This window comes from Helicobacter brantae (assembly GCF_003364205.1).
Classification (GTDB): domain Bacteria; phylum Campylobacterota; class Campylobacteria; order Campylobacterales; family Helicobacteraceae; genus Helicobacter_G; species Helicobacter_G brantae.
Window position 1 is genome coordinate 25,867 of the sequence record NZ_NXLV01000007.1, and the last position, 11,752, is coordinate 37,618.

Consider the following 11,752-nt stretch of genomic DNA (forward strand, 5'->3'; position numbering starts at 1 on the left):
CCTTCGTGGGAGATTTCAAATACAATGTATGCAATCATTTTTGAACTTGACAACCAAAAGCTCCAAAAATACTATGGAGAAAACTATCATCAAGCCTACGATGAGCTTCAAATGGAGCTAAAAAGTTTAGGGTTTGAGTGGAAAATAGGGTTATATCTCACTCAAGATAATACCCTCACCACTCCATACAAAGCCATTTCTCTACTCTCAAAGATTGTTTGGTTTAGGCAATCTTTGAAGCAAATCAAAGTCTTTCGACTCAAAGATTGGAGTGATTTTACAGAATTCTTCCAAGAAGAAACAATCTAAGAATTTTGCAAATCTGCATAAAAATGCAAAATCTTACAACTATTTTCAATCACAGCAATTTTTTTAGCCAAAGAGTTCAAATCCCTATCAAAGGCATAGATTCCATAGCCTTTGATAATCAAAAAGCGTTTATTGTTTTGTGTGATGTGATCGGCTATCTCATACATTGCTCGATCATACCAAGTATCATAATTACCTATATCCCAGATCTCCACCTCTTCTCCCAAAATCTGACGCCCAAAAAAATCTAGGGGTCTTAGATGTGTGTGCTTAAGAGAGTAAGACACGCTATAAGGGGGCATTGCATAGGCAATGAATTTGGCATTTTTGTAGTTTTTGTAGATTTGAGCGTGAATAGGAGTGTCGATACTTGATTCATTCCAGCGATAATCCTTGATCGTATTGAGGGCAATCAAACTTTTCTCATTAAGATCATCAAATACAGCTTGTTTGGCATTGATAACAAAACTCTCATAAGTCAATCGTGCCGAGATTGAGCCGTGAAATATCCCAAAAAAGTTTTTTCTAAACATAGAGAGGGAAACTTGCTTTAAAGAGAGCAAAAGTTTTTCATCAATATCATTAAAATGAGCATTTATCATCATTTACTCCTTGCTCAAAAAATAAGGCAAATTATATCAGTGTATGATGAGGATATTTCTCCCTTTTGGGTGCATAATTTTTCGTTTATGATATATTCAAGCTCATATTATATTATTCTTTATCAGTCAATAAACTTTATATAGATAGACTAAAGTTTTTGATTTTTTAGCAAAGTAAATGGATTATTGCTAATTTTTGGTATAATCCATTCCGTAGTTTTTACAAACTATAAATTTTTTGAGATTAAGAGTTCAATGAGTAAAAGAAGACAAAGCCTTTTGGAATCTGTAATTGAAGAATACCTTAGAAGTGGAGAGCCTATTGGCTCACAGACTTTAAAGGCATTGGGAAATTTCAGCATCTCTTCTGCCACGATTAGAAATCATTTCAAAGTGATGATGGATATGGGATTGCTCTCACAACCCCATATCAGCAGTGGAAGGATTCCCACAGCGATTGCTCTCAAAGACTATTGGCGATCTCATTTAGAGCTTGGCTCTTGCAAAAAACTTGATGATTTAAATCAACTCCAAAAGATAAGCCAAGAGATTGGGTGCTTTGCCTCTTATCTCTATCTTGAAGAGCTTAGACTTCAAGAAGTGCAAAGCTATGAGGAAAAGTTTTTGATTTTGAAATTTAGTGAGGAAAGTGAAGTGATTTTGCGATACTCCACTCATCTAGCTAGATTTTTAAATGATCTTGTAGGAATGAGTTTAGAGGATATTCAATCCTTTTCTCATCAGGTTTGTGCCACAGAGCTTTTGAAAACTTTAAAGTCCATTAGTCAAAAAAATACCTTTTATGGTGCAAAATTCCTTGCATCTTTTATGGAGGAAAATCGAGGAGAAAAGCTGTTTTTTGAGATGATTGAGGGCAAAATCTTTAGTCGTCTTAGCAATGGAATCTATTTTGAAGATGTGCTTCCTAAAGGATATGTCTTATTTATACAAGATGTTTTGATTGAGGGAAAAAGAGCTAGAGTCCTCTTCTGTGGAGCACTTGAATGCAATTACCTAAAAACGACATCGATTTGGAAAGGAGAGTAAATGAGCCAAGAGCAAAATGAAGAGCTTCAAAAAGAGCAAGAAGAACTTCAAGACACTCAAGAGGCTGAAAACTTTGAAGAAAAGTTTAAAAATCTTGAGCAAGAATATTTACGCGTTCATGCGGATTTTGAAAATGTCAAAAAACGCTTGGAGCGAGAAAAGTATCAAGCTTTGGAATACTGCTATGAGGGGATTGCCAAAGATTTGCTTCCCATCGTAGATACCCTAGAGAAAGCTCTAGAGAGTGCAAGAGAAGCCAAAGAAGAGGCAATCAGTGATGGAATCAAACTCACCCTTGATAATCTTTTGAAAGTTTTAGGAAAACACGGCATTGAGGTTATCGCACAAGATGGAGAGTTTGATCCCCAACATCACGATGCGATTATGCAAGTGCCTTCAAGTGAGGTAGAGGAAGGACAAATCGTTCAAACCCTACAAAAAGGTTACAAATACAAAGAAAGAGTGATTAGACCTGCAATGGTTAGTGTCGCAAAAAATTAAACTATATCTAAACTAAAGAGGAGAAAAAACAATGGCAAAAGTAATTGGAATTGATTTAGGGACAACAAACTCAGCAATGGCTGTATATGAGGGAAATGAGGCAAAAATTATCGCAAACAAAGAAGGGAAAAACACAACCCCCTCAATCGTGGCTTTCACTGACAAAGGAGAGATCCTAGTAGGTGATCCTGCAAAGCGACAAGCTGTAACAAACCCACAAAAGACAATCTACTCTATCAAGAGAATTATGGGACTTATGTTTAATGAAGACAAAGCAAAAGAAGCTGAAAAGCGACTTCCTTATAAAATCGTAGATAGAAATGGTGCGTGTGCTGTGGAGATTGGGGATAAAATCTACACTCCTCAAGAGATTAGTGCAAAGATTTTGATGAAGCTCAAAGAAGATGCTGAGAGCTATCTAGGAGAGAGCGTAACTGAAGCTGTCATCACAGTTCCAGCCTACTTCAATGACTCTCAAAGAAAGGCTACAAAAGAAGCAGGGACAATTGCAGGACTAAATGTGCTAAGAATCATCAATGAGCCTACAAGTGCTGCCCTTGCTTATGGACTTGACAAAAAAGAAGCTGAAAAAATCGTGGTGTATGACCTTGGTGGAGGGACATTTGACGTTACCGTGCTAGAGACAGGAGATAATGTCGTAGAGGTTCTTGCCACAGGTGGAGATGCATTCCTTGGAGGTGATGATTTTGATAATCGAATCATTGATTGGGCGGTTGAAGAGTTCAAGAGTGAGAGCGGAATTGATCTCAAAGCTGACATTATGGCACTTCAAAGACTAAAAGAAGCAAGTGAAAATGCCAAAAAAGAGCTTAGTAGTGCAAATGAAACTGAAATCAACTTGCCATTTATCACAGCTGATGCCACAGGGCCTAAGCACTTTGTAAAAAAGCTCACAAGAGCAAAATTTGAAAGCTTAATTGATGATTTGATTGAAGAGACAATCAAGAAAATTGATTTTGTTATCAAAGATGCAGGACTAAGCAAAAGTGATATTAGCGAAGTTGTAATGGTGGGTGGCTCTACTCGTGTGCCAAAGGTTCAAGAGAGAGTCAAAGAATTTATCGGAAAAGAGCTTAACAAATCTGTAAATCCCGATGAAGTTGTAGCAATTGGTGCAGCAATTCAAGGAGGAGTTCTCAAAGGTGATGTCAAAGATGTGCTTTTGCTTGATGTTACTCCTCTAAGTCTAGGGATTGAGACAGCAGGTGGAATCTCTACAAAAATCGTAGAGCGTGGTGTAACAATCCCTACTAAGAAATCTCAAATCTTCTCAACTTATGAGGACAATCAACCTGCTGTGTCAATCAATGTCCTTCAAGGAGAGAGAGAGCTTGCAAAAGACAATAAATCTCTAGGAAGATTTGATCTTACAGGTATTCCTGCCGCTCCTCGTGGTGTGCCTCAAATTGAAGTTACATTTGATATCGATGCAAACGGAATCCTCACAGTAAGTGCAAAAGATAAAAACACAGGCAAATCTCAAGAGATTAAAATCAGTGGTTCAAGTGGTTTGAGTGATAGTGAGATTGAAAAAATGGTCAAAGATGCTGAGCTTCACAAAGAAGAAGATATGAAGCGAAAAGAGGTGATTGAGCTAAGAAATCAAGCTGACTCTATGGCTCACCAAACTCAAAAAATGCTTGATGAAAACAAAGCAAATGTAACTAATGCTGATGAGATTCAAAAAGCAATTGATGAGCTTAAAGAAGTGGCAAAAAATGAAAATGCGACAAAAGAGCAAATCGAATCTAAGCTTCAAGCTCTTAGCCAAGTAGCTCAAAGCCTAGCTCAAAATGCTCAAGCCAACGCACAAAATGGTGCAACACAAAACAAAAAAGATGATGATGTCATCGATGCAGAGGTAGAGTAATCTCCTCTTCCCCTTTGGGGGAATCTCCTATCCCATTTTGCACTACTCTAAATTTATATTCCATTTTATGATTTTTTAAGTTATTATAGAGTTCTTACACTTATAAAGGACATATAATGAATTTAGAATTAAAAATATTTACTTTAGTTGTATTTATTGTAGGAATCTTCTCAAGCATTATAGAAATTGCCTCTTTATTTTTGTCAATTGATATGAATTTTTCTTTTTTGTTTTACATTGCATTTTTTATCCAAATCATATTGCTCTATTTCATCACAAAAGAGCAAAAGATCTTTTATTGGAGTGGAGCTTATGTCTTTTTCTCATTGCTCTTTGGAATGGGAGTGAAACAAACAGAAGAGCTTGATTATATGTTTTATATCTATACAGCTCTTACATTGCTCTTTGGGGCTTTGAGTGCTTATACACTCTACAAACTCTACACTTTGCTCTACACACTTACCCAACAAAGTGTTTTTAAATATGCTCTAGTGTTTTCTATCATTGGAATTATTGTCACATTTTTTGCAACAACATTGCAGGGCTACACTCTCAAAGAAGAAATCTCAATGCTTTTGTATCTTTGGCTTATGGCCTATGTCTTTGATATTTTGGATACTACGCTTTACTCTATTGGGGTTTTTAGAGCAAATCCCAAAATATAAAAGAGAAATATCCCACCCCTTACTTCTGCAACTCCCACTCACACAAGCCCATTGATTTGCTTGAGCTCTCTCTTCTAATACCCCTTGCTTCATTCTCCTAGACTTTATGATTGTCTTCTTCACAACAGGTTGGGGATATAATTTAAAAGAGGAGTTTTAAAATCTTTTGAGATCAAAAGTTGAAACTTGCACTGCGTTATTGCTCAAAAAGAGAAATTTTGATTGATTGTTGTTTTTGAGGTTAGACTGCAGAAGGAAGAGGTGCTAAAAATGATTTTAGAATTTATTGAATAAATCTCCCCAAAGGGAGATGAAGTTTTAGAGAGCTTTCTTGGCACTCTCTACGATTTTTGAAAATGCACTCATATCATTCATTGCCATATCAGCAAGAATCTTTCTATCAAGTTCAATATTTGCCAATTTTAACCCGTGCATAAATTTAGAGTAGCTGATATCGTGCATTCTACAAGCTGCGTTGATTCGCACAATCCAAAGGCTTCTAAATTCTCTTTTCTTTTGCTTTCTATCGCGGAAAGCATAATACATACTTCTTTCAAGTTGCTCTTTTGCTTTTCTGAAGTGTTTTCTTCTACCGCTATAAAAACCTCTAGCAAGTTTTAAAATTTTCTTGTGGCGTCTTCTTCTTACCACTCCTGTTTTTACTCTCATTTTTTCTCCTTTACCTATTTCTTAGGTGTGATTTAAATCAAACTTTCCCTTCTTCTTACTATAAGGGGGACAACAACTCATTCTGTAATTACGCCATACACAATAGCTTTTTTACAGAATCCATATTTGCATCATGAACATACTTGGGTGCATTTAGGTTAGCTTTTCTTTGGTGATCTTTCTTAGTCAAGATGTGACTTTTGAAAGCACTACCACGCTTTACAAGGTTTTTCTTCACCTTGAAACGCTTAGCCGCACCGCGATTTGTTTTCATCTTTGGCATTTTCACTCTCCTTTCATAAGATTAAGACTATTTCTTTTTTGGAACAAATAGAATATTAACATATCGTCCTTCAAGTTTTGCCTCTTTTTCTGCAACTGCTATATCTTCTAGCATTTCTGCAACCTTAGCAAGTAAATCCATTCCAATATTTGGAATACCAATTTCTCTTTGCTTGAGGAATACTCGAAATCTCACATGCTTACCATTTTCTAAGAACTCTCTAGCGTGTTTGACTTTGTAATTGATATCATTTTGTGCAATTTGCACAGAGAGTTTGATCTCTTTGATTTCAATTTGCTTTTGCTTTTTCTTAGCTTCCTTTTGCTTCTTTTCTGCCTGATATTTGAATTTTCCATAATCCATAATCTTGCATACGGGTGGATTGGCATTGGGTGAGATTAGCACCAAATCCAAATCGTGCTGAACCGCAAGCTCTAAAGCCTCTCTTGAGCTCATTATCCCAAATTGTTCCCCACCCTCTCCAATACAACGCACTTCCTTTAGTCGGATATCTTCATTTAACAATGTTTCTTCTTTACTCAAAAACTAACCTCTTTCATTTTGGTTTCTACAAGTTTGAGGAAATCATCTTCACTCAACTCATATTGTGATTTTTCTCTCCTATCTCGGATTGGCAAGACTTTGCTTTGCATCTCTTTCTCACCTAGGACAATAATCATCGGCACTCTTTGCTTCTCAGCTGTTCGCACACGCTTACTCAAAGTCTCATTTTTGCTCAAAATCTCTGCATAAGCCCCTAAAGAGAGCATTTTATCTCTCAACTCATTGGCATACTCCACTTGCTCAGAAGAGATAGGAATAATGATGACTTGAGTAGGAGCGATAAAGAAAGGCAATTCCCCTCCAAAATGCTCAATCAAAATAGCAATAAATCGCTCAAATGAGCCTAGAATGGCTCTGTGAATCATTACAGGCTGTTTGGCTGTGTTGTCCTCATCAATGTATTCTAGGGCAAATCTTTGAGGCAAGTTCATATCGATTTGCACCGTGCCACACTGCCATTTTCTACCGATAGCATCTGTGATTTTGATATCAATCTTTGGTCCATAGAATGCTCCACCACCCTCATCAATCCCATAAGGTATCCCACAAGAGCTTAGAGCATCTTTAAGTGCTTGAGTGGAAATCTCCCACACTGCCTCATCTCCGATAGATTTCTCAGGTTTTGTAGAAATCTCCATTTCATATTTGAATCCAAAAGAATCCATAATGCGTTGAGCAAATTTCACAATAGAGACAATTTCATCTCGGATTTGATCAGGTTTGCAGAAGATATGAGCATCATCTTGAGTAAATTCTCTCACTCTCAAAAGTCCGTGCAATACCCCACTTTTCTCGTGTCGATGCACCACACCATACTCATAAAATCTCAAAGGCAATTCACGATAAGAGCGAATAGAGCTTTGATAAACCTTGATATGCCCCACACAATTCATCGGCTTGATTCCATACTCCACTTCATCAATCTCTGTGAAATACATATTTTCACCATAGTTTTGATAATGCCCACTGATTTTCCACAAATCACTTTTGAGGATTTCAGGCCCTCTTACAGGCTCATAGTGGCGAATGATATGAGCTTGGGTAAGGAGTGATTCTAGTGTGCGTCTAAGCCTTGCACCCTTTGGCAACCAGATAGGCAACCCTGCTCCCACATCTTCATCAAATGTGAATAACCCCATTTCATTGCCAAGCTTTCGATGATCTCGCTTCTTGGCTTCTTCAAGTTGGAAGAGATAATGCTTGAGAGACTCTTTATCGGCAAAGGCGATTCCATAAATCCTTGTAAGCATTTTTGCACTCTCATCTCCCCCTAGATATGCTCCTGCAATTTTGGTAAGCTTGAAAGAGTGCAAAAGCTTGGTATTGGGCAAGTGAGGCCCACGACAAAGATCCTCAAAATCCCCTTGAGAATAAATGCTAAGAGTAGGAGAGTCAATCTTAGAAATCACTGCCATTTTGAGATCATCATCTCTAAATCTTGCGATGACTTCCTCTCGTGGCAAAGTGGTTTTGCTGATAGTAAAACCACTTTTTGCTAATTCTTTCATTTTCTCTTCAATCTTTGGCAAGTCTTCTTCAGAGATTTTGCTCCCTACCTCAAAATCATAATAAAACCCCTCATCTACCACAGGACCGACAAAAAACTTGGCTTCAGGATAGAGAGATTTGATCGCTTGTGCCATTAGATGAGCACAAGAGTGGCGAATGATAGAGAGAGAATCGCTAGAATTGTCAAAAACCACTTCCTCACCACTTACTCCCATTTCTTGGGCTGTGGCAAGGTCCAAAACCTTATCTTGATACTTAATGCCTATAACCTCAGACATACAACCTCTATATAACTAAAATTTCCATGAAAGTGTGATTATACACTAATTTTCTTTTTTGAAAACACAATCATCAAAAGCAATAGCCCTACTCCAATATTTATAAACACATCAGCGAGGTTAAAAACTGCAAACTCAAACTTATAGTGCCAAAAGATATAATCCACCACACCCCCACGCTCAAAGCGATCATAGAGGTTTGAAGCTCCTGATCCCACTAGCAAACCAAAGGGGATAAAATACTGCCTTATCAAATCTTTGGAAACCAAAAACACATAAGCCAAGATAAAAATCAGTCCCACCTGAATCCACTTCAACCCCTCTCCAAGGAAAGCAAACATCGAAAATGCCACGCCTTTATTGAGAACAGAAATGATAGAAATCACACTTCCCTCATATCTATATCCCCCCAAAATCAAGCCCTTGATATATTGATCTAGCACAAAACACACAATACTCAACACCAAAAAAACGCTCACTCTCCCATAATAGAGTTTGAAATTTTTGTAAATATTGCAAGGACAAAAAAAGATTTTATTCTCTCCACTCTCTTCCATCTTATGCCTCTCCTAAAGCTTCTTTGAAATACTCTACTAGCTCTTCCATCATCTCCAAAAGCACTTTTTCACTTTTGCCCTCTAAGAGGATTCTAAGCTTGTTTTCTGTCCCTGAGTAGCGAATAAGATGTCGCATTTTAAGGCTTTCTATCTTTTGGATTTTCTCTTGAAATCCTTTGAGGGTTTGCAAATCCTCTTTGGAAGCGACATTAAGATTGACAAGTTTGCTAGGATAGAGAGAGAAAGGATTGAGAAGCTTACTTGCACTCTTTCCACTCCTCTTCATCATCGCCATCACTTGCAAGGCACTCACAAGCCCATCTCCAGTCTTGGCAAAATCCCCAAAGATGATATGCCCACTCTGCTCTCCCCCAAAGTTTAGCCCATAGCGTTGCATTTCTTCTAGCACATATTTATCCCCCACTCCACATCGCACCAAAGAAATTTCATTCTCTCTCAAAAACTCTTCTAGTGCAAGATTACTCATCAATGTAGCAACGATTTTGCCCCCCTTTAACATATCATTATCTTTGAGATAGAGTGCCAATGCCCCCAAAAGCTTATCCCCATCAATCACACTCCCCCTCTCATCAACCACTACTAGCCTATCTGCATCGCCATCAAGAGCAAACCCCACATCAGCCCTGTATTGCTTCACAGCTTTTGCCAAGCCTTGAGGGTGCAGAGCTCCACATTGCTCATTGATATTAAACCCATTGGGCTCATCATTTAGCACCACCACATCAGCCCCTAGCTCACTGAAAATCGCAGGAGCGACACGATAAGAAGCACCATTGCTGACATCTAGCACAATCCTTGTGCCTTGCAAGTTCAAATCTTTGGGGAAAGAGTTTTTAATCTGCACGATATATCGCCCCACCACATCATCAATCCTCTTAGAGCTTCCAATCTCTAAGCCACTTTTGAGGTATTGCTCCAATCCTGCACTATCATTAAAAATCCTCTCTATTTCCTCTTCTGCTTCCTCTCCAAGCTTGTATCCATAACGATTGAAGAATTTGATTCCATTATCTTCATAAGGGTTATGACTTGCTGAAATCATTATCCCCCCATCACATCGCAAATCCTCTGTCAAAAAGGCAATCGCAGGGGTTGGCATAGGTCCTACTTGAATCACATCATAGCCCACTGAAGTGAGGGCTGAAACTAGAGCGTTTTCTATCATATAGCCACTGCGTCGCGTGTCTTTACCTACAAGGATTTTATTGGTAATAGAGTTTTTTCTGAAATACACTCCTGCTGAGATCCCAAGCTTCATTACTTTAAAGGGTGTGATATCCACTCCAGCCTTACCTCTGACGCCATCTGTTCCAAAAATTTTCATTTTTTTCTCCAAATTGTGAGATTTATCTAGCTTTTTATCAAAAATCAAGGCATAATTTTACGCTAAATTTTTCAAAAAAAGGATTAAGCTCAAATGGCAAATCATAAATCAGCGGAAAAAAGAATCCGACAGACAATCAAAAGAACAGAGAGAAATCGCTATTACAGAACAAGAATGAAAAACATCATTCGTGCTGTAAGAGAGGCAGTAAGTGCAAAAGATTTGAGTAAAGCTCAAGAGAGTCTCAAAATCGCTAACAAAGAATTGCATAAGTTTGTAAGCAAAGGGATTTTGAAGAAAAACACAGCTTCACGCAAAGTTAGCCGACTTAATGCGTATGTGAAAAAATTCGCTTTACAATCTGCATAATCTACCATAAGCAGGGCTTCCTGCTTGACTTTATCTCACTCTCAAGGCTATATCTATGCTTGTAGAAAAACTAAAACCTATCATTGCACGCTATGAGGAAATCACGCAATTGCTCTCTTCTCAAGAGATTATCAATGATATCAAAGCTCTCACCACTCTAAGCAAAGAGCAAAGCGACATCGCTCCTATCGCTCAAAGTGCCAAGCAATACATCGCCACACTTGAGGGAATCGAAGAGAACAAAATCCTCCTAGAAGACAAAGAGCTAGGCGAACTTGCAAAAGAAGAGCTAAAAAGCTTGGAGGAGAGGAAGCTAGAGCTTGAAGAAGAAATCAAAATCTTGCTTATCCCTAAAGATCCCAATGATAGCAAAAACATTTATCTTGAGATTCGAGCAGGGACGGGGGGAGATGAGGCAGGGATTTTTGTGGGAGATTTATTCAAAGCTTATTGTCGCTATGCAGATTTGCAGAAGTGGAAAGTAGAAATCATCAGCTCAAGTGAAAACAATGTGGGAGGATATAAAGAGGTTATCGCCCTCATCAAAGGTAATGGAGCGTATTCCAAACTCAAATATGAGGGAGGGACTCACCGAGTGCAGAGAGTGCCTGAGACAGAATCTCAAGGTAGAGTGCATACTTCAGCAGTAACCGTGGCAATAATGCCAGAGGTTGATGATGTGGAAGTGTCTATCAACCCAAATGACTTAAAAGTAGAGGTATTTAGAGCAGGAGGACACGGAGGGCAATGTGTCAATACCACAGATTCTGCTGTGAGAATCACCCATATCCCCACAGGCATTAGCGTATCAATGCAAGATGAAAAATCTCAACACAAAAACAAAGACAAAGCCCTCAAAATCCTCAAAGCTAGGATTTATGAAGCTGAGCTTGAAGCACAAAGAAGCCAAAATGCTGAGGCTAGGAAATCTCAAGTGGGAAGTGGAGATAGAAGTGAGCGAATTAGAACCTACAACTATCCTCAAAACCGCTTAACCGATCATCGAATCAACCTCACACTTTATAGCCTAGAAGAAGTAATGCTTGGGGGGAAACTTGATGAAGTCATCGATCCCCTCATCGCCCATGCTCAAAGTGAAGCTATGGGAGGAATGGGGGAGTAAAACTCTGCTTTCACTCCCACAATTCAAATTTATTAAAAAT

14 protein-coding genes are annotated in these 11,752 nt (G+C 38.4%); 7 read left to right on the top strand and 7 right to left on the bottom strand.

Going from position 1 to position 11,752, the window contains the following annotated elements:
* The first annotated feature begins 24 nt into the window (after positions 1 to 24).
* Positions 25 to 309, top strand: a complete 285-nt coding sequence (locus CQA58_RS04800; protein WP_115569590.1) for a hypothetical protein — start codon at positions 25 to 27, stop codon at positions 307 to 309.
* On the opposite strand, the gene CQA58_RS04805 is transcribed toward CQA58_RS04800, so the two are convergent.
* Positions 306 to 911 (bottom strand): class II aldolase and adducin N-terminal domain-containing protein, encoded by a 606-nt coding sequence (locus CQA58_RS04805; protein ID WP_342767783.1) that lies wholly within the window; start codon positions 909 to 911, stop codon positions 306 to 308. The two genes, CQA58_RS04800 and CQA58_RS04805, sit on opposite strands and share 4 nt — an antisense overlap.
* Positions 912 to 1,166: 255 nt before the next feature.
* On the opposite strand from CQA58_RS04805, the gene CQA58_RS04810 reads away from it, so the two are divergent.
* The 4 genes from CQA58_RS04810 to CQA58_RS04825 all read left to right on the top strand — a co-directional run bounded on the left by CQA58_RS04810 (position 1,167) and on the right by CQA58_RS04825 (position 5,015).
* Complete coding sequence (locus tag CQA58_RS04810) at positions 1,167 to 1,958, top strand: HrcA family transcriptional regulator (RefSeq protein WP_115569592.1); 792 nt, start codon at positions 1,167 to 1,169, stop codon at positions 1,956 to 1,958.
* Positions 1,959 to 2,459 (top strand): nucleotide exchange factor GrpE, encoded by a 501-nt coding sequence (gene grpE, locus CQA58_RS04815; RefSeq protein ID WP_115569593.1) that lies wholly within the window; start codon positions 1,959 to 1,961, stop codon positions 2,457 to 2,459.
* Positions 2,460 to 2,490: 31 nt separating this feature from the next.
* On the top strand, positions 2,491 to 4,350 hold the full coding sequence (gene dnaK / locus CQA58_RS04820; protein ID WP_115569594.1) for a molecular chaperone DnaK: 1,860 nt from the start codon (positions 2,491 to 2,493) through the stop codon (positions 4,348 to 4,350).
* 116 nt (positions 4,351 to 4,466) lie between these two features.
* Positions 4,467 to 5,015 (top strand): hypothetical protein, encoded by a 549-nt coding sequence (locus CQA58_RS04825; RefSeq protein WP_115569595.1) that lies wholly within the window; start codon positions 4,467 to 4,469, stop codon positions 5,013 to 5,015.
* 318 nt (positions 5,016 to 5,333) lie between these two features.
* Here CQA58_RS04825 and rplT read toward each other — a convergent pair whose 3' ends face one another.
* From rplT to glmM, 6 genes are all read right to left on the bottom strand, one after another.
* Positions 5,334 to 5,684, bottom strand: a complete 351-nt coding sequence (gene rplT / locus CQA58_RS04830) for a 50S ribosomal protein L20 (protein ID WP_115569596.1) — start codon at positions 5,682 to 5,684, stop codon at positions 5,334 to 5,336.
* An 88-nt stretch (positions 5,685 to 5,772) separates the two neighbouring features.
* The gene (gene rpmI / locus CQA58_RS04835; RefSeq protein ID WP_066339116.1) at positions 5,773 to 5,967 is read right to left on the bottom strand and encodes a 50S ribosomal protein L35; all 195 of its coding nucleotides are present in this window, start codon (positions 5,965 to 5,967) and stop codon (positions 5,773 to 5,775) included.
* Between the two features lie 27 nt (positions 5,968 to 5,994).
* Positions 5,995 to 6,510, bottom strand: a complete 516-nt coding sequence (infC, locus tag CQA58_RS04840; RefSeq protein WP_115569597.1) for a translation initiation factor IF-3 — start codon at positions 6,508 to 6,510, stop codon at positions 5,995 to 5,997.
* Positions 6,507 to 8,318 (bottom strand): threonine--tRNA ligase, encoded by a 1,812-nt coding sequence (thrS, locus tag CQA58_RS04845; RefSeq protein ID WP_115569598.1) that lies wholly within the window; start codon positions 8,316 to 8,318, stop codon positions 6,507 to 6,509. The genes infC and thrS overlap by 4 nt, the downstream gene beginning before the upstream one ends.
* Positions 8,319 to 8,356: 38 nt before the next feature.
* A complete protein-coding gene (lspA, locus tag CQA58_RS04850) occupies positions 8,357 to 8,875 on the bottom strand; it encodes a signal peptidase II (protein WP_115569599.1) in 519 nt (172 codons plus the stop codon).
* Between the two features lies 1 nt (position 8,876).
* Positions 8,877 to 10,220, bottom strand: a complete 1,344-nt coding sequence (glmM, locus tag CQA58_RS04855; RefSeq protein ID WP_115569600.1) for a phosphoglucosamine mutase — start codon at positions 10,218 to 10,220, stop codon at positions 8,877 to 8,879.
* A gap of 93 nt (positions 10,221 to 10,313) precedes the next feature.
* Here glmM and rpsT point away from each other — a divergent pair, with 93 nt between their 5' ends.
* Positions 10,314 to 10,589, top strand: coding sequence for a 30S ribosomal protein S20 (gene rpsT, locus CQA58_RS04860; protein WP_115569601.1), 276 nt, complete (start codon positions 10,314 to 10,316; stop codon positions 10,587 to 10,589).
* Positions 10,590 to 10,638: 49 nt separating this feature from the next.
* Positions 10,639 to 11,712, top strand: a complete 1,074-nt coding sequence (prfA, locus tag CQA58_RS04865) for a peptide chain release factor 1 (RefSeq protein WP_211305716.1) — start codon at positions 10,639 to 10,641, stop codon at positions 11,710 to 11,712.
* Positions 11,713 to 11,752: the final 40 nt, after the last annotated feature.

Excerpts from the sequence above, each read along its gene's own strand:
- CQA58_RS04800 (WP_115569590.1), top strand. The coding sequence starts at position 25 with ATGTATGCAATCATTTTTGAACTTGACAACCAAAAGCTCCAAAAATAC.
- CQA58_RS04805 (WP_342767783.1), bottom strand. The coding sequence starts at position 911 with ATGATAAATGCTCATTTTAATGATATTGATGAAAAACTTTTGCTCTCT.
- CQA58_RS04810 (WP_115569592.1), top strand. The coding sequence starts at position 1,167 with ATGAGTAAAAGAAGACAAAGCCTTTTGGAATCTGTAATTGAAGAATAC.
- grpE (WP_115569593.1), top strand. The coding sequence starts at position 1,959 with ATGAGCCAAGAGCAAAATGAAGAGCTTCAAAAAGAGCAAGAAGAACTT.
- dnaK (WP_115569594.1), top strand. The coding sequence starts at position 2,491 with ATGGCAAAAGTAATTGGAATTGATTTAGGGACAACAAACTCAGCAATG.
- CQA58_RS04825 (WP_115569595.1), top strand. The coding sequence starts at position 4,467 with ATGAATTTAGAATTAAAAATATTTACTTTAGTTGTATTTATTGTAGGA.
- rplT (WP_115569596.1), bottom strand. The coding sequence starts at position 5,684 with ATGAGAGTAAAAACAGGAGTGGTAAGAAGAAGACGCCACAAGAAAATT.
- rpmI (WP_066339116.1), bottom strand. The coding sequence starts at position 5,967 with ATGCCAAAGATGAAAACAAATCGCGGTGCGGCTAAGCGTTTCAAGGTG.
- thrS (WP_115569598.1), bottom strand. The coding sequence starts at position 8,318 with ATGTCTGAGGTTATAGGCATTAAGTATCAAGATAAGGTTTTGGACCTT.
- lspA (WP_115569599.1), bottom strand. The coding sequence starts at position 8,875 with ATGGAAGAGAGTGGAGAGAATAAAATCTTTTTTTGTCCTTGCAATATT.
- glmM (WP_115569600.1), bottom strand. The coding sequence starts at position 10,220 with ATGAAAATTTTTGGAACAGATGGCGTCAGAGGTAAGGCTGGAGTGGAT.
- rpsT (WP_115569601.1), top strand. The coding sequence starts at position 10,314 with ATGGCAAATCATAAATCAGCGGAAAAAAGAATCCGACAGACAATCAAA.